Origin of the sequence: Cupriavidus oxalaticus, assembly GCF_016894385.1 — a bacterium.
Taxonomy (GTDB): Bacteria; Pseudomonadota; Gammaproteobacteria; order Burkholderiales; family Burkholderiaceae; genus Cupriavidus; species Cupriavidus oxalaticus.
The window spans coordinates 582,048-599,399 of sequence record NZ_CP069811.1 but is presented as its reverse complement, the minus strand read 5'-3'; the positions used below and the strand labels follow the sequence as shown (position 1 = coordinate 599,399).

The window sequence follows — 17,352 nt, the reverse complement described above, 5'->3', positions numbered from 1 at the left end:
ATTTACGAGCCAGCCCGCATGATCCCAATGACTATCACTCAGGCAACCATATTAATGGCCTTGCTTTCAGCTTTGGCAAGAGCTGGCCTGAATGTCATAGACCGACACCAGATAGGCATCAACAACATCTCAATCCGCACCATCAATTTCTGGAACAACGTCATTCCCGGCATAATTCTTACTGCCGCCTCAATAGCAACTGTTGGCTCGGAATTTCTGGTGGCCCTCTTTGACTGGCGCCCCATGCTGTTTGCCGCTTTGGCGCAGGGAGTAGCGTACGCTTTCTCGTACGGATTTCGGAATCTGAACGTAAACCAAGTTACGGTAGCGGCAAAATTCTCCGACCTGGGAATCCCGCTCGGATTATTCCTGACGACCGGCGATTGGAGCTGGCATTCGTACTGGTTCTCCGTCGCAACGACGCTGGTTTGCATCCCGATCCTGTGGGTCGGAAATGCAGCGAGAGCTGGTTCGATATTGGTGGTCGGCATGGTTCTATGCGTGGCGCTGGTAGCGCAAGCAAGCCTTTCGCCCCTGCTGACAGGCACCCTGGATGACTACGATTCAGGAAAATTCCTGGCCTTTACTACGGCGGTCATTGTTTGGCGGGCACTCTGGAGTCTGGCGCCAGCCTTTCATTTGGCACGAAGTCGAGATTTCTGGCACACCCGTTTGCTAGCTAGTCCCGCATTCATTCTGAGATGCATCCTGACGATTGCCACGCAAGTATCATTTGTCGCGGTGATGACCAGCCCGGCCTCGGCGGTAGCCTGGCCAATCCTGAACTCGACAGGCCTGCTCGCAATGCTCATATCAGCCAGCGTATTGAAAGACCAACAACCGGCGAATGAAAGAATAATAGTAGCGTTGATTTTTGTTCTGTCGGTCTTTCGATTTTCGAGTCAGTAGCCCGGATGGCTGCCCAGGTTCAGCGCTACGCTGTCCGGGCCAAGACGTCATCATCATCTGCCTGGCGCTGGGCCGGTGGCGCGCCAGCAGCATGCGCCACCAAACCCAGGCATTGCGCCAGATGGCAAGCCCAGGCACTACGGCACGGATGCCCCCAAGCAAGCCAGGAAAATTCGCTTCACCCCTCGAACACGTGCCGAAGCACCGGCGGCTCGATATTGCCCGGGTTCAGCTCGAACACGCGCCGCGCCACGCTGGTGGGCCGCACCTGCTCCACGTCCGTGTAGAACTGCTGGTACCAGTCGCGCATCTGGTAGATCGGCCCGTCGCCCTCGCACAGCAGCGGGTTGTCGATGCGGATCTTGCTGTCCCAGATCGCAACGTCCTCATAGAAGGCGGCGCGGGCCTGGTCGACGTAGGCTTGTGCCATGGCGCGGTTCTGTTCGTCGCCCAGCCCCGGGATCTTCTTCACCAGCACACCGTAGCGCAGCACGAAGCTGTTCAGGTCGATCGGCACATGGCAATTGAGCAGGACAGAATGAATCTCCTGGTCGCCCATGCGGCCGCTCATATCTGTGATGTGGTAGGCCGGACCGAAGTACGTGGACAACGCCGTCAGCTGCGCATCGCCCGAGAGCCGGGCACTGCGACCGATCATCAGCTGCGTGGCCTTGTGGTCTTCGAACAGGTTGGCGAAGTAGTCGACCGGGGAGCCGTGGACGGTGCCGAAGTGCGCCATGTCGGAGATGTTGTCGACCAGCTCCCTGCAGTTGGTTCGGATCACCATCTCGTCCATGGCCCATTCCGACCACTCCGGCGAGAAGCACGCGTCGATGCGCGGGATCGCCACCTCCGGCGGCGCCGGGCGGCCCTCGGGGTCGTGCCAGATAAACAGCAGCCGGTTCTGCTCGCAAGTCTGCCACGCGCCGACGCGCGCCTTGGGCGGCACGCGCTTGCAATAGGGGATCGACTTGCAGCCGCCGTCGCCGCCCCACTGCCAGCCGTGGAACGGGCATACCAGGTTGTCGCCCTGCACGGTGCCGGTGCTGAGGTCCGCGCCCATGTGCGGGCAGAAGCCATCGATCACGCGGATGGCGCCGGTCGAGTCGGCGAACGCCGCCAGGCGCCGGCCGAAGATGTCCAGTGTGTGCGGCTTGCCGTCGCGGTAGGCGTCGGCGAGGCCCAGGCAATGCCAGCCGCGCGCGTACCGGGCCTCGGGCGGGCGCGATTCGATCTTGTAGCCGCTGATGCCGGTTTGGCTCATGGTGTCTCCTTGAAATCCCGTGGGAACTTCAAGATAAGAGCCTCCGGCCACAGCCTCATCGTCCCATCGGACTACTGCAGTGCGACCAGGCGCGTCAGCGCCGGATCGTTGCCCGGGCCATGCACGCAGCTGACGCCGGCGGGATCGTAGATCCTGGCCACGCAGCCATTGCAGCTGTCGCAGGCCGAGCGCCGCACCGTGCCGCCGCGCCAGTTGTCGACCAGCGCGGGATCGTGGATCAGCGCGCGTGCCAGCGCGATGCAGTCGAATCCTTCCGCCATCAACTGCGCCACGTTGTCGAGCGACTTGACGCCGCCGACGTAAGCCAGCGGCATGCGCACCGCCTGCCGCACCACGCGCGACGCCTCGATGAAATACAGCTCGCGGAAGGCCAGGTCGCGCGGCGTGCTGCGCTCGAGCATGGTGATGCCGAAGCGCGCCAGCGCGGTCGGGGCCGCGGCCTTCATCTGCGCCGTAGGCATCGGGCTGCCGAACAGCACCCACGGGCTTTCCACGTTGCGGCCGCCGCTGAGCGTCAGCAGGTCGGCCCCTTCCGCCTCCAGCATGCGCGCGGTCACGGCGGAATCCGCGGGCTGGTTGCCGCCCGGCACGCCGTCGCTGACGCTGAGCTTGCAGCAGACGGCCAGTCCGTTGCCAACGGCATCCTTGACCTGCCGCAGCACCGCGGCCGGAAAGCGGGTGCGGTTCTGCACGCTGCCGCCGAACGCGTCGCGCCGCCGGTTGCTCAGCGGCGACAGGAACTGGTTGAGCAGGTAGCCGTGGCCCATGTGGATCTCGACCGCGTCGAAGCCGGCCTCGCGCGCCAGCCGCGCCGCCGCGGCAAACTGGCCGGCCACGCGCGCCATGTCGGCCTCGCGCATGGCGCGCTGGAAATACACGCCGTGCATCATGCCGAAGGCATTGATGCCGGACGAGGCGCTGACCGGCGCGCGGCTGCCGCCGTGGCGCATGGTGGTGAACGAGCCCGCATGCGTGATCTGCAGGCAGGCCGCCGCGCCTTCGCGATGCACGGCGTCGGTCAGCACGCGCAGGTGCGGGACTTGTTCAGGCCGCATGCTGAGCTGGTGCGCGAAGGTCAGTCCGTCGTCGGCCACGGCGGCGTAGGCCACCGTGGTCATGCCCACGCCGCCGGCGGCGAGATCGCGATGGTGCCTGACCAGCGCCTGCGTCGGCAGGCCGTGCGGCGTCATGCCCTCATTGGCGCCCGCCTTGATGAAGCGGTTGCGCAGCGTCAGCGGGCCGAGACGCAGCGGCGTGAATGCCGGCGCAGCGGATGCCTGGCTATCGTGCATGCTGTCTCCCCGGATTCTTCCGCGACGTTCAGGCCGCATCGGATTTGAGGGCATGCGCCGGCGGCGTCGTGTCTGCGCCTGCTGCAACACCTGCCGCCACGCGGGCGCGCTCCTCCTGCTCGACACCCAGCCACGCGGCCAGCGCCGGCAGCAGCGACACCGCGCCGAACAGGTTCACCAGGAACATGAAGGCCAGCAGGATTCCCATGTCGGCCTGGAACTTGAGCGCGGCAAAGGCCCAGGTGCCGACCCCGATGCACATCGTCAGCGCCGTGAACAGCGCCGCCGAGCCGCGCTGGCGCATCGCCTCGGCGAAGGCCTGCGGCAACGCCTGTCCTTCCTCGCGGATCTGGTGCTGGATGCGCTCGTACAGGTAGATGCCATAGTCCACGCCAACGCCAACGCCCAGCGTGATGACCGGCAGCGTCGATACCTTCAGGCCGATGCCGAGGCGCGCCATCAGCGCGTTGCACAGCACCGACACCAGCGTCAGCGGCACGATGATGCACAGCACCGCGCGCCACGAGCGGAATGTCAGCAGGCACAGCAGCGTGATCGCGCCAAAGATCGCCAGCAGCATCGCCACCTCGGCCTCTTCCACGGCCTCGTTGGTGGCGGCCATCACGCCGATATTGCCGCCTGCCAGCCGGAACGCGACATTGGCCGTCTTGTCGGCGGCGGTAAAGCGGCGGATCTCACGGACGATATGGGCAATGGTCGCGCCCTCATGGTTGGCGGTGTAGATCAGCACCTGGATCGCCTGGCAGTTGGACGTGTTCATGCCGTTGTCCGGGTCGTAGGCCTTGGCGCCCTGGCTCAGCCCCTCGGCGCTGCGCGGCAGCGCCTCCCAGCGCGGGTTGCCCTCGTTGTAGGCGCCGATCACCACCTTGGCCAGCGACGACACGCTCACCACCGACTGCACGCCGGACACGCCGCGCATATGCATCTCGAAGCGCTCCACCGCGCTCATCACCGGGTAGTGCAGGCAGCCGTCGTCGAAGCCGGTCGGCTCCACCACCACGGTGAGCGCATCCGAGCCGATGTTGTACTGGCTCACGATGCTGGCGCTGTCGCGGTTATAGCGCGAATCCGCGCGCAGCTCCGGCGCGCCGCTGCCGACATCGCCGATCTTCAGGCCGCGCGATTCGATCGCGCCCGCCGCCAGCAGGGCGAGCGCGGCGACGAAAACGCCGAGTGCCGGTGCCGGACGCGCCAGCGCGCCGAACTTGTGCCACAGCCCGCCGCCACCGTGCGCGCGCCGCGCCTGCGACCGTGCCAGCGCCGACGGCTCGAGCCGCGTGTACGACAGCAGGATCGGCAGGAACACCTTGTTGGTCACGATCATCAGCAGCACGCCCAGGCAGGCGGTGATGCCAAGTTCGCGCACGATATCGATCTCGATGCGCATGATGACCATGAAGCCCAGCGCATTGGTCAGCAGCGCCACCGTACCGGGGATGAACAGCTTGCGGAAGGCCGCGTTGGCGCTCTCCAGCGGGCTGTGCCCCTGCACCACCTCCTGCTTCCAGGCATTGGTCATCTGCACCGCGTGCGAAACCCCGATCGAGAAGATCAGGAACGGCACCAGGATCGACATCGGGTCGATGCCATAGCCCAGCAGCGGCAGCAGCCCCAGCAGCCAGCCCACCGGCAGCAGCGCCACCACCAGCGCCAGCACGGTGATGCGCAGCGAACGCGTGTACAGCCACAGCAGCAGCGCCGTGACGGCAAACGCCAGCGCGAAGAAGCCCATCACGCCGGCGATGCCCTCCTCGACATCGCCCACCAATTTGGCGAAACCGACGACATTGACTTCCACGTCCTGGCCGCTGAACTGCGCGCGGATCTTCTCCAGCTGGCGCGCGACGGAGCCGTAGTCGATGGTCTTGCCGGTGGCCGGATCGGTCTCGCGCAGCTCCGCGCGGATCAGCGCGGACCTGAGGTCATTGCTGACCAGCCGGCCGATCTGCCCGGAGCGCGCCACGTTGCGCCGCACCTTGTCGAGCTCGTCCGGCGCGCCGGAGAAGCGCCCCGGCACCACCACGTCGCCGCGGAAGCCTGCCTCGGTCACCTCGGTGTAGCGCACGTTGGGCGTAAACAGCGAGAACACGCGCGAGCGGTCCACGCCCGGGATGAAGAAGACTTCATCGGTGGCGTGGCGCAGCTTGTCCATGAAGGCGGCGTTGTAGATGTCGCCGTCGCCCTTCCAGCGCAGGCTCACCAGCACCGTATTGGCACCGGAGAAGGTGTTCGCATACTTGGTGAACACCTGCATGTACGGATGCTGCAGCGGGATCATCTTGTTGAAGCCGGGATCGAGCCGCAGGCGCGTGGCCGAGCAGCCCAGCGCCACGGTCACGGCCAGGCACAGCAACAGCAGCAGGCGGCGCCGGTGCATCAGCACGCCGGCGCAGGCATCGACGAAGCGGCCCAGGCGGCCGGAGGATTGGGGGCGGGTCATGATCGTTCTCGCGTTCGGTCAGGCGGGGTTCAACCGGGGGTTCAGCGATTTGCGGCGAGCGTGGCGCCGGCAAGGCCGCTGCTGCCCCCCAGCGCCAGCGCGTCCTTGCCGGCGGGCACCAGTGCGGCCAGCGTCTGCGGACTGCCGGCCGGCAACGGCGCGAAGTGGCGTCCGCCATCCGCGGACATCACCAGCGTGCCGCCCTGCCCGGCCAGCACGATGCGGCCATCGGGCAACTCGGCGCCACCGAAGAACGAGGTCCGCAAGCCGGTCTCCGCGGCCTGCCAGGTGGTGCCGAAGTCGTCGCTGCGCAGCGCATTGCCGCGCATGCCGAAGGCCAGCCAGGCGCCGTCGCGCAGCGGCAGCACGCCGTACAGCGAGCCTTCATATGGGGTCTTGACCGGCTCCCAGCGGCTGCCGCCATCCGCGGAGCGCAGCACCAGCCCGGCTTCGCCGACCAGCATCAGGCGTCCCTGCCCGTCGCCGGCGATGGCGTTGAGGTGGCGGTCCTGCATGGCCGAGTTGACATTGAGGGCAGCCTCTTCCCAATGCCTGCCCTGGTCGCGCGAGACCAGGAAACGGCCGAAGCTGCCCACGGCGAACCACGGCCCATTGCGCTGCGCCAGGGCACCCAGCAACGGGTCGGACGATTGCGCGTCGAAGGCGACCTGCTGCCAGTGCGTGCCGCCATCTTCCGTGCGCAGGATCAGGCCGCTGTGGCCGACCGCGATGCCATGGCGGCTGTCGGCGAAGGCCACCTGCGTCAGCGTGGCGCCCTGCGGCTTGTCCACGGCGGCCACGCGCCAGTCGCGGCCCTGGTCATCGCTGAACAGGATCTTGCCGCGCTCGCCCACGGCCACCAGGCGCTCGCCGGCGCGGGCGATGCCGTTGACCTGCAGGCCGTCGGGGCGCAGTGCGGTGGCCGGGAACGGCGGCAGCGCGCGCGGCGCGAAGGCCCAGACCGCGGTGGCCAGCACCGCCAGCGACATGGCGAGGCCGATCAGTCGTTTCATGATGTCTCCTCCGTGTGGAGTGGTGTGCGGATTGTTTGCTCCCCTCTCCCACTGGCGTGGGAGAGGGGAGCAAACCGGCGGGTCGCTAAGGCAATACGTCAAACAGCGCAGCAGCACCCATGCCGCCACCGATGCACATCGTCACCACCGCCTGCTGCACGCCGCGGCGGCGGCCCTCGACCAGTGCATGCGCCGTCATGCGCGCGCCCGACATGCCGAACGGATGCCCAACCGAGATCGCGCCGCCATTCACGTTCAGCCGCGCATCCGGGATACCCAGTTTCTGCTGGCAGTACAGCACCTGGCAGGCAAAGGCCTCGTTCAGCTCCCACAGGCCCACGTCCGCCACCGTCATGCCATGGCGCGCGAGCAGCTTCGGCACGGCAAACACCGGACCGATGCCCATCTCGTCCGGCGCACAGCCCGCCACCGCCATGCCGCGATAGCGGCCCAGCGGGCGCAGGCCACGGCGGCGCGCCTCGTCCGCGCTCATCAGCAGCACCGCGGCGGCGCCGTCAGACAGCTGCGAGGCATTGCCGGCGGTGATGTGCTCGCCCTCGGCCACCGCCTGCCCGCCGCTCCAGACCGGCTTGAGCGCCGCCAGGCTTGCGGCCGTGGTATCGGGCCGGTTGCATTCGTCCTGCGCCAGCGTCACGGTCTCGTGCCCGGTCAGTGCGCCGGCCTTGTCGAACAGCGCGCGGCGCGTTGCCAGCGGCACGATCTCGTCGTCGAAGGCGCCGCGCCGCTGCGCCTCGGCGGTGCGCTGCTGGCTGCGCCAGGCGTAGGCATCCTGCTCGGCGCGGCTGATGCCGTAGCGGCGCGCCACCACCTCGGCGGTCTCGATCATCGCCATGTAGGCGGCCGGCTGGCGCGCCAGCACCGCTTCGGACTGGGCGCGGTAGCCGTTCTTGTGCTTGTTCTGCGTCAGCGAGATCGACTCCGCGCCGCCGGCCACGATGATGCCGGCCTCGCCGCACTGGATCGCGCGGGCGCCCGCGGCGATCGTCATCAGGCCCGAGCCGCACATGCGGTCCATGGTCATGCCGGGCACGCTGTCCGGCATGCCGGCCGCGACCGCGCACAGGCGGCCCAGGTTGTAGCCCTGCGTGCCCTGCTGCGCGGCCGCGCCGATCAGCACGTCGTCCACCTCGGCCGGGTCCACGCCGGCGCGCTCGACCACCGCGCGCACCACGTGGCCGCCCAGCACCGGGGCTTCGGTATCGTTGAAGGCGCCACGGAACGCCTTGCCGATGGGAGTGCGCGCGACGGCGACAATGACAGCTTCATTCATGCTGGATTCCTGTTTCAGAAGTAGTAGCGGCTGATCGTCTCGGCCACGCAGGCGGGCTTGGCTTCGCCTTCAATCTCCACCGTCATGCGCACCACCGACTGCACGCCGCCCTGCAACGGCTCGGCTCGTATCAACTCACCCACGCCGCGCACGCGGGCGCCCACGCGCACCGGCGCCGGGAAGCGCACCTTGTCGCAGCCGTAGTTGACGCCGAACTTCATGCCTTCGACCGTGACCAGCTCGGGCAGGAACTGGTTGACCAGCGCGAGCGTCAGGTAGCCGTGGGCGATGCAGGCGCCGTAGGGGCCTTGCGCGGCGCGTTCGGGGTCGACGTGGAGCCACTGGTGGTCACCGGTGGCGTTGGCAAACTGGTTGACCTGGTGCTGGGTGATGCGGGTCCAGGGGCTTTCTCCGAGAGGTTGGCCGACGGCGGCGTGGATGTCCTGTGCGGAGCGGAAGATTCTTGGCATTGCTGTTTCCAACTGTGTTTCCCCTGCCCATGGGCGCGAGGCTTACCGACAAGCCCCGCATCCCGCTTGTTTGCTCCCCTCTCCCGCACGCGGGAGAGGGGAGCCTTTGCCAGCGGTGGTGGCTAGCGTCAGCGTTTTTACGTACCGCCGACTCAAGCCCGCTGACTACTCACCGGCAGCACCTCCCCCGTCATGTACGACGCATAGTCACTAGCCAAAAACACCATCACATTGGCCACCTCCCACACCTCCGCCGCACGCCCGAACGCCTCGCGCTCGCTCAGCTGGCGCAGCAGGTCCGCCGGCGCCGACTTCTTCAGGAAGTCGTGCAGCGCGATGCTCGGCGCCACGGCATTGATGCGCACCCCAAACTCCGCCGCCTCCATCGCGCTGCAGCGCGTCAGCGCCATGACCCCGGCCTTGGCCGCGGCATAGTGCGACTGCTCCTTCTGCGCGCGCCAGCCGAGCACCGACGCGTTGTTGACGATGGCGCCGCGCCGGCGCGCCTGCATATGCGGCAGCATCGCGCGCGTCATGCGGAAGGTGCCGGTGAGGGAAATATCGATCACGCGCGACCACTCGGCATCGTCCATATCAACTAGGCGGCGCGAGCCGCCCAGGCCGGCGTTGTTGATCAGCACGTCGGTACCGCTGAGCGCTTCTTCGGCGGCGGCCACGAGTGCGCGTACCTGCGCTTCGTCGGACACATCGCACAACTGGCCGTGGATGGCTTGCAGGCCGGTTTCCGCGCGCAGGCGTTCGACCGCCTCGTCCAGCCGCTTCGGATGGATGTCGGAAATCATCAGCGCCCGGCAGCCCTCCTCCGCACAGCGGCGCGCGGCGGCAAAGCCGATGCCGGCACCCGCCGCGGCGGTGATCAGGACGCTCCTGCCCTCGAGCAACTGGTGGCCGGGCACATAGGCCGGGACTGCGGTGGTTTCAGTGTTCAGGATCATGACTGTCCTCGGGCCTCGCGCGGCATGCCCAGCCCGCGTTCGGCGATGATGTTGAGCTGGATTTCGTTGGTGCCGGCGTAGATGGTGTCGGCGCGCGAGAACAGCGCCATCTGCTGCAGCCGCGTGCGGCGCGTGTCACCGTGGTCCAGCACGTTGGCGAGCGGGCCCAGCACGTCGAGCGCGAGCTGGCCCAGGTCGCGGTGCCAGTTGGACCAGTAGTACTTGTAGATCAGCGCCTCGCGCTGCAGCGCGGTGCCGCCGTCCTGACCGGCCTGCGCGGCGCCGGCCAGCATGCGCAGCGCATTGGCGCGCATCACGCGCAGGCCGGCCCAGGCGCGCGCGATGCGCTGGCGCACCAGTGCGTCGCGGCTGCTGCCGTTGTCGCGCGCGGCCTGCGCCACCCATTCCAGCTCATGCGTAAACTGCATCTGCTGGCCGAGCGTGGAAATGCCGCGCTCGAAGCCGAGCAGCGCCATGGCGATGCGCCAGCCGTCGCCGGGCTCGCCCAGCACGTCGGCGGCCGCGGCGCGCGCACCGTCGAAGAACACCTCGTTGAATTCGGCGCCGCCGCCCATCTGCCGGATCGGGCGGATCTCGATGCCGGGCTGGTCCAGCGGCAGCATCAGGAACACCAGCCCCTTGCTGCCGTGCGAGCCCGGCGCGCAGCGCGCCAGCACGAAGATCCAGTCCGAATCGTGCGCGAGCGAGGTCCACACCTTCTGGCCGCTGACCAGCCAGTCGCCGCTGGCGGCGTCGCGAACCGCGCGCGTGCGCACATTGGCCAGGTCCGAGCCCGCGCCGGGTTCCGAATAGCCCTGGCACCAGAAGGTGGTGCCGTTGCGGATGCCCGGCAGCAGGCGCGCCTTCTGGTCTTCGGTGCCGAACGCGATCAGGGTCGGGCCGATCAGCCCTTCGCCGATATGGCCCATGCGGCCCGGGCCGCCGGCGCGCGCATATTCCTCGTGGAAGATCACCTGCTGCATCACCGGCAGCCCGCGCCCGCCATGCGCGCGCGGCCAGCCCAGCCCGGTCCAGCCGCCCTCGGCCAGGCGCCGTTCCCACGCCTTGCGCAGTTCGGGGAAGGCCTCTTCGTCGCCGGGGCCGCCGCGGTGCTTCAGGCAGGCGAACCCGCCGGCCAGGTTGGCGGCCATCCACTGCGCCACCTCGGCGCGGAATGCCTGCTCTTCATGCGCGCTCATGCTGTCCTCCAGGCTTGCGGGCCATGGTCCGCGAGATATGCGAGCGCCGCGCGGGCGCCGCCCAGCCAGTGGCCGGCAGCCTGTGCGCGCTTGAAATAGAGCTGGGGGTCGTATTCCCAGGTGAAGCCGACCCCACCATGCAGCTGGATGGCCTCCTGCGCACAGAAGCGCAGGGCATCGTCGGCGGCGACGGAAGCGGCGGCGATTTCGAGGCGGGCATGGTCGGCAGGCTCCGATTCCCACGCCTGCGCCGCGCCATACACCGCCGAGCGCGCGGCCTCGACCAGCACCATCATCTGCGCGCAGCGGTGCTTGACCGCCTGGAACGAAGCGATCGCGCGGCCAAACTGGATGCGCTCCGACGCATAGGCGACGGTCAGGTCCAGGCATTGCTGGGCCGCGCCGAGCTGCTCCGCCGCGAGCATCAGCTTGCCGTGCCACCAGGCCCGGGCCAGGCCCTGCGCCGCGTCGTTCCCGCGTGCCAGGCAGGCACCTGGCGCAACGGACAGGCCGTCCAGTCGCAGCGACGCCAGCGGCCGCGTGCGGTCGAGCGTGTCCAGCGGCGCCAGCACGAAACGCACATCCCGCGCCAGCGCAGCGGGTTCCAGCAGGAACAGCGCGGGCGAGCCGTCATCGAGCCGTGCCGGCACCAGCAACCAGTCGGTGCCGCAGGCATCGGCGACCTGGGCGGCGCTGCCGTGCAGCACGAAGCCGTCCGCGCCTGCTTGCGCGGTGATCGCGACACCGTCGTAGTGCCAGCCGCCATCGTCCGGCAGCACTGCCGCGGCGCGGCACTCGCCAGCAGCCAGGCGTTCCAGCCGCTGCGCGCTGTGTGCGGCGCTGCCCTGCAGCCACGGCGCCGCCACGCAGGCGGTGGACCAGAACGGCACGCAAGCCAGGCGCTGTCCCAGTTGCTCCTGCAGCAGCACCAGCCCGGGCGCGCCCAGGCCGGCACCGCCCGCAGTTTCGGGCAGCGCGATGCCGCACCAGCCAAGCTCGCCCGCGATCGCGCGCCACAGCGCGTCGTCGTGCGCCGGCCCTGCCTCGGTCACTCGCCGCACCGCCGCCGGGTCGCTGTGCGCGGCAAGGTAGTCGCGCGCGCTGTCGCGGACCATCTGGTGTTCGACAGAAATGGAGAAGTCCATGGCCGTCGCGCTCAGGTTCCGTAGACCGGCTGGGGCGGCTGGGCCTGCGCCAGCAGTCCGGCCACCGCCGCGCCGACTTCCGCCGGCTGCCAGCGTGCGCCCTTGTCGGCCTTCGGCCCGGTGCGCCAGCCGTCGGCCATGGACACCATGCCGCCAGCCGCCTCGAACATGCGCCCGGTGACCTGCGCCGAGTCCGCGCTGCCGAGCCACACCACCAGCGGCGCAACGTTGGCCGGATCGTAGTAGTCGAAGCCGCCTTCCGGCGCCTTCATCATGGCGGCGAACACCTGCTCGGTCATGCCGGTGCGCGCGGCCGGCGCCAGCGCGTTGGCGGTGATGCCGTAGCGGCCCAGTTCGGCGGCCTGCACCAGCGTCAGTGCGGCAATGCCGGCCTTGGCGGCGGCGTAGTTGGACTGCCCGACCGAGCCCTGCAGGCCCGCGCCGGAGCTGGTGTTGATGATGCGCGCGTCGACGGCGCGGCCAGCCTTGGCCGCATCGCGCCAGCGCCTGGCCAGCAGGTTGGCCAGGCAGAAGTGGCCGCGCAGGTGCACGCGCATCACGTCGTCCCAGTCCGCCTCGGTCAGGCTGACGAACATGCGGTCGCGGCAGATGCCGGCGTTGTTGACCAGCACGTGTACCTCGCCGAAAGCTTCGACCGCCGCATCGACGATGCGCTGCGCGGTGGCCAGTTGCGTGATGTCGTCATCGCTGGCCAGCGCGGTGCCGCCGGCCGCGCGGACTTCCGCGCAGACCGCCTCGGCCGCCTCGCGCCGGATGTCGTTGACGACCACGTTGGCGCCCTCGGCGCCGAAGGCCAGCGCATAGGCGCGGCCCAGCCCGCCGCCGGCACCGGTGATGATGACGGTGCGTCCGTCGCAGATTCCCATGTCCATACCCCTTGCGATCAGGCAAAAATGGCAATCGTCATTCCCGCGCAGGCGGGAATCCAGCGTCTTTCAGGCCATCCGATAGCCGTTGAAAGTCACTGGGTCCCCGCCTGCGCGGGGACGACGACCTTACAGCCGTTCGATGATGGTGACGTTGGCCAGGCCGCCGCCCTCGCACATGGTCTGCAGGCCATAGCGGCCACCGGTGCGTTCGAGTTCGTGCAGCAGCGTGGTCATCAGGCGCGCGCCGGTGGCGCCCAGCGGGTGGCCCAGCGCAATCGCGCCGCCGTTGGGGTTGGTGCGCTCGGGCGCGTAGCCGGTCTCGGCCAGCCAGGCCATCGCCACCGAGGCGAAGGCTTCGTTGATCTCGACCACGTCGATATCCGCCAGGCGCAGGCCGCTGCGCTCCAACGCGCGCTTGGTCGCGGGAATCGGCGCCGTCAGCATCCACAGCGGGTCATCGCCCATCACGCTCATATGCGCGATGCGTGCGCGCGGCTTGAGCTGGTAGCGCTTGAGCGCATCCTCGGAAACGATCAGCAGCGCGGCGGCGGCATCGGCGGTCTGGCTGGACACCGCGGCGGTCAGCGAACTTCCCGGCATCAGCGGTTCCAGCGCGGCCATCCTGGCCAGCGTGGTATCGGGGCGCGGCGTCTCGTCATGCTTCACGCCCTCGCACGGCACGATCTCGCGGGCGAAGCGGCCGCCCTCGATCGCGGCCGCGGCGCGCTGGTGGCTTTGCAGCGCATAGGCTTCCATCGCCTCGCGCGAAAGCTTCCAGTGGTCGGCAATGCGCTGCGCGGCGTGGAACTGCGATACCGGCGCATCGCCGAAGCGCGCCTGCCAGCCCTTGCTGCCCGAGAACGGATCGGCAAAGCCCAGCGCCTGCCCGGCCAGCATGGCCGACGAGATCGGGATCTGCGTCATGGTCTGCACGCCGCCGGCGATCACCACGTCCTGGGTGCCGCTCATGACCGCCTGCGCGGCAAAGTGCACGGCCTGCTGCGACGAGCCGCACTGGCGGTCCACGGTCACGCCCGGCACCGTCAGCGGCAGGCCGGCGGCCAGCCACGCGCTGCGCGCGATATTGCCGGCCAGCGGGCCGATGGTGTCGACGCAGCCGAACACCACGTCGTCGTAGTCTTCCGCGGGAATGCCGTTGCGGCGCACCAGCTCGGCCAGCACGAAGCCGCCCAGGTCGGCGCCGTGCACGTGCGACAGTCCGCCCTTGCGGCGCCCGGTGGGCGTGCGCAGGGCATCAACGATATAGGCGTCTTTCATGGTCATGGTTCTCCTTGGGATCGGGCAATTCAGGCAAACGTGGCGCCGGCGCCGAGGGCATGCTCGCCGTCCAGGATGTGCGCGCCCAGGCGCGCCTTGTGGAAGGCCCGGTCGCCCCAGCTTCCCGCCAGGGCCCAGGCACGCTTGGTGAAGATCTGCAGGTCCAGCTCCCAGGTGTAGCCCATCGCGCCATGCACCTGGATGGCCTGGCGCGCCGCGGTCCATGCGCAGCGCGCGGCCGCGACGCGGGCATGCGAGACATGCATTCCTGCGTGTGGCAAGCCATGCGCCAGCGCCGCGGCGGCGCGCAGCAGCACCGGCTTGGCGAACTCGAGCTGGATCGCCACGTCGGCCAGCAGGTGCTTGACCGCCTGGTAGGCGCCGATGGCCTTGCCGAACTGCTTGCGCTGCGCGCTGTAGTCGATTGCCAGGTCGAGCATGCGTTGCGTCAGGCCGAGCTGCTGCGCGGCCACGCCGAGCGCGCCGCGGTTCAGCGCCATGTCCCACAGGCCAGTGCCGGCGGGGATCAGCTCGGTGTCCGGGGCCGGCGTCCACGACAGCTCGAACAGCCGGCGCGACGGATCGAGGCCGGTGCGCGCCGTCAGCGTGGCCTGGTCCGGCCGCAGCAGGTGGACGGCGCCTTCGTGCGCGCACAGGATGGCGTCGGCGACATGGGCGTCGGCCACCAGCCGCTCCTGCGGATGGGCGACCGCGATGCGGGCATCGCCGGCGGCGATGCGCTCCAGCAGCGTGGCGCAGCGCTCGCGCGCCGATGCATGCGGCGCCGAGTGTGGCCCGAGCGCTAGTGCATCGCGCAGCAGGCCGGCCGCCACCAGCGCCGTGTCAAGCAGCGGCTCAGGCAGCGCGAAATAACCGCAAGCCTGCGCCAGCGGCGCCCATTCCACCTCGCCCAGCCCCAGCCCGCCCTGCTCCTGCGGCACCATCAGCGCGGTCAGCCCCTGGTCGGCAAGCTGGCGCCACAGCGCGTCGGAGCGGCCGGTACCGGTGCTCCACAGCTCGCGCGTCAGCTCGGGCGTCATCTCGGTCATCAGGAAGCGCCGGATCGCCTCGGCAAACTGTTCCTGCTCTTCGGTCAATGCGAAATCCATGGTGTTTCCCCCGGGTGCCGTCATGCGCGCGGCATGCCGAGCAGGCGCTCGGCGACGATGTTGCGCTGGATCTCGTTGGTGCCGGCATAGATCGGCCCGGCCTGCGAGAACAGGAAGCCATCCAGCCAGTGGCCGAGCGAACCCGGGGCTTGCCCGGCGGGCGCGACTTCTGCGGCCTGCCCCAGGATGGCCAGCGCGGTATCGTGCATATGGATGTCCAGCTCGGACCAGAACACCTTGTTGGTGCTCGACTCCGCGCCGATATGGCCACCCTGCACCAGCCGGCTCGCGGTGGCGTAGGTGGACAGCGTGTAGGCTTCGGCGTCCATCCACGCGCGCAGCACCGCGTCGCGCAGCGAGGGATCGCGGTCCGCCGCCTCGCGGTTGGCCTGGTACAGCCTGACCAGCGCGCGTGCGGTCTCCTGGAAGCGGGCGGGCGAACGCAGCATCAGTCCGCGCTCGAAGCCGGCGGTGGCCATGGCCACCTGCCAGCCGGCGCCTTCGGCAGCCAGCCGGTTCTCCACCGGCACGCGCACGTCGTCGAAGAAGATCTCGGCAAAGCCGGTCTGGCCGTTGAGCTGGCGGATCGGGCGCACGGTGATGCCCGGCGTATCGAGCGGCACCAGCACGAAGGTCAGCCCGTGGTGGCGCGTCGAGGCCGGGTCCGTGCGGAACAGCCCGAACAGCCAGTCCGCCCAGACCGCCCGCGTCGACCAGATCTTCTGGCCGTTGATCACATAGTCATCGCCATCGCGGATCGCGCTGCAGCGGATCGCGGCCATGTCGGAGCCGGCGTTCGGCTCGGACCAGCCCTGCGCCCAGATATGCTCGCCCGAGGCCATGCGCGGCAGGAAGCGCGCCTTCTGCGCCGCAGTGCCGAACTCCATCAGCGTCGGCCCGAGCAGGAAGATGCCGTTCTGGTTGACGCGCATCGGCGCGCCGGCGCGCCAGTACTCTTCCTCGAAGATCAGCCACTCGATCAGGTCGCAGCCGCGCCCGCCCAGTTCGGCCGGCCACGTGACCATGCTCCAGCGGCCCTGGTTGAGGGTGGCTTCCCAGGCGCGGTGCTGCGCAAAGCCTTCCCCGGTGTCGAAGCTGGCCAGCGGCGAGCGCGGCACGTGGGCGGCCATCCAGTCGCGCACCTCCGCGCGGAAGGCGCGCTGGGCGTCGGTGTATTCAAGCTGCATCGCGCTCTCCCTGCGCAAAACTGGCTTCGCGGCCTTCGACAAAGGCGGCGCGCGCCTCGCCGGAATCGGCGCTCATATAGGCCTGCAGCGTGAAGCCCTGCTCCCAGCGGTACTTGTCCTCCAGGTTGCCGTCTTCCACGCCGTTGAGCGCTTCCTTGGCGAGCTGCAGCATGGCCGGGCTCTTTGCCGCGATCTGGCGGGCCAGCGTCATGGCCGCGTCGCGCAGCTCGGCACGCGAAACCACGCGCTCGACCGCGCCGAGCCGGTACGCCTCGGCGGCATCGATCATCTCGCCGGTGAAGTACATCGCCCTGACCTTCTGCACGCCGAACATGCGCCGCAGGTGCGCGCCGCCGCCCATGGCGCCGCGGTCGATTTCCGGCACGCCAAAGCGCGCGCAGTCGGACGCAACGATGATGTCGGCGGCGCCGCAGATGCCGATGCCGCCGCCCAGCACGAAGCCGTGCACGGCCACGATGACCGGCTTGGGGTTGCGGTGCACGGCGCGGAAGGTGGCGTAGTTGCCGGCGTTGACCTCGACGATGCGCTCGGGGTGCGCGGACAGCTCCTTGATATCGACGCCCGCGCAGAAGCCGCGCCCTTCGCCGCGCAGCACGATCACGCGCACGGCGGGGTCGGCGCCGAGGCGGTCGATGGCGGCGGCCAGCGCGTGCCAGCCGGCGTTGTCGAGCGCGTTGACGGGCGGATGGTCGATCACCAGTTCGGCGATGCCGTCGGCGGTGTCGATGCGGAAGGGTTGGTCCTTCGGTTGCATGGTGGATTTGCTTGTCATGTTGTTGATGCGTTGGTTCGACTTTGACGGCTCGCTGCGCCGGAAGCGCCTGCCCTCACCCCCTGCCCCTCTCC

Annotated in this window: 15 protein-coding genes; 1 reads left to right on the top strand and 14 read right to left on the bottom strand. The window is 69.0% G+C overall.

All coding sequences use genetic code 11. The annotated features are described in order from the left end of the window. Window positions 1-18: 18 nt before the first annotated feature. Window positions 19-909 (top strand): hypothetical protein, encoded by an 891-nt coding sequence (locus tag JTE92_RS02645; protein WP_232353381.1) that lies wholly within the window; start codon window positions 19-21, stop codon window positions 907-909. Between the two features lie 178 nt (window positions 910-1,087). On the opposite strand, the gene JTE92_RS02640 is transcribed toward JTE92_RS02645, so the two are convergent. The 14 genes from JTE92_RS02640 to JTE92_RS02575 form a co-directional block, all read right to left on the bottom strand. Beyond that, a complete protein-coding gene (locus JTE92_RS02640) occupies window positions 1,088-2,173 on the bottom strand; it encodes a 3-ketosteroid-9-alpha-monooxygenase, oxygenase component (protein WP_063239632.1) in 1,086 nt (361 codons plus the stop codon). A gap of 71 nt (window positions 2,174-2,244) precedes the next feature. After that, window positions 2,245-3,486, bottom strand: a complete 1,242-nt coding sequence (locus JTE92_RS02635; RefSeq protein WP_063239631.1) for an NADH:flavin oxidoreductase — start codon at window positions 3,484-3,486, stop codon at window positions 2,245-2,247. A 28-nt stretch (window positions 3,487-3,514) separates the two neighbouring features. Next, the gene (locus tag JTE92_RS02630; protein ID WP_063239630.1) at window positions 3,515-5,947 is read right to left on the bottom strand and encodes an efflux RND transporter permease subunit; all 2,433 of its coding nucleotides are present in this window, start codon (window positions 5,945-5,947) and stop codon (window positions 3,515-3,517) included. A gap of 41 nt (window positions 5,948-5,988) precedes the next feature. After that, window positions 5,989-6,960, bottom strand: a complete 972-nt coding sequence (locus JTE92_RS02625; protein WP_063239629.1) for a WD40/YVTN/BNR-like repeat-containing protein — start codon at window positions 6,958-6,960, stop codon at window positions 5,989-5,991. Window positions 6,961-7,045: 85 nt separating this feature from the next. Then, window positions 7,046-8,251 (bottom strand): acetyl-CoA C-acyltransferase, encoded by a 1,206-nt coding sequence (locus JTE92_RS02620; protein WP_063239628.1) that lies wholly within the window; start codon window positions 8,249-8,251, stop codon window positions 7,046-7,048. A gap of 14 nt (window positions 8,252-8,265) precedes the next feature. After that, complete coding sequence (locus JTE92_RS02615) at window positions 8,266-8,721, bottom strand: MaoC family dehydratase (protein ID WP_063239627.1); 456 nt, start codon at window positions 8,719-8,721, stop codon at window positions 8,266-8,268. A 152-nt stretch (window positions 8,722-8,873) separates the two neighbouring features. Then, window positions 8,874-9,677: an SDR family oxidoreductase gene (locus JTE92_RS02610; RefSeq protein ID WP_063239626.1), complete on the bottom strand. Its 804-nt coding sequence runs from the start codon at window positions 9,675-9,677 to the stop codon at window positions 8,874-8,876. After that, the gene (locus JTE92_RS02605; protein ID WP_063239625.1) at window positions 9,674-10,876 is read right to left on the bottom strand and encodes an acyl-CoA dehydrogenase family protein; all 1,203 of its coding nucleotides are present in this window, start codon (window positions 10,874-10,876) and stop codon (window positions 9,674-9,676) included. Before JTE92_RS02605 ends, JTE92_RS02610 begins: the two co-directional genes overlap by 4 nt. Next, window positions 10,873-12,021: an acyl-CoA dehydrogenase family protein gene (locus tag JTE92_RS02600; RefSeq protein WP_063239624.1), complete on the bottom strand. Its 1,149-nt coding sequence runs from the start codon at window positions 12,019-12,021 to the stop codon at window positions 10,873-10,875. Before JTE92_RS02600 ends, JTE92_RS02605 begins: the two co-directional genes overlap by 4 nt. An 11-nt stretch (window positions 12,022-12,032) precedes the next feature. Further along, complete coding sequence (locus tag JTE92_RS02595; RefSeq protein WP_063239658.1) at window positions 12,033-12,908, bottom strand: SDR family oxidoreductase; 876 nt, start codon at window positions 12,906-12,908, stop codon at window positions 12,033-12,035. Between the two features lie 129 nt (window positions 12,909-13,037). Then, entirely contained in the window at window positions 13,038-14,189 is a 1,152-nt protein-coding gene (locus tag JTE92_RS02590; RefSeq protein ID WP_063239657.1) for an acetyl-CoA C-acetyltransferase, read from the bottom strand. Window positions 14,190-14,218: 29 nt separating this feature from the next. Beyond that, window positions 14,219-15,298 carry an acyl-CoA dehydrogenase family protein gene (locus tag JTE92_RS02585; protein ID WP_063239623.1) on the bottom strand — a complete coding sequence of 360 codons (1,080 nt, stop codon included), beginning with the start codon at window positions 15,296-15,298 and terminating at the stop codon, window positions 14,219-14,221. A 20-nt stretch (window positions 15,299-15,318) separates the two neighbouring features. Then, entirely contained in the window at window positions 15,319-16,485 is a 1,167-nt protein-coding gene (locus JTE92_RS02580) for an acyl-CoA dehydrogenase family protein (RefSeq protein ID WP_063239622.1), read from the bottom strand. Continuing rightward, complete coding sequence (locus tag JTE92_RS02575) at window positions 16,475-17,260, bottom strand: enoyl-CoA hydratase family protein (protein ID WP_063239621.1); 786 nt, start codon at window positions 17,258-17,260, stop codon at window positions 16,475-16,477. Before JTE92_RS02575 ends, JTE92_RS02580 begins: the two co-directional genes overlap by 11 nt. Window positions 17,261-17,352: the final 92 nt, after the last annotated feature.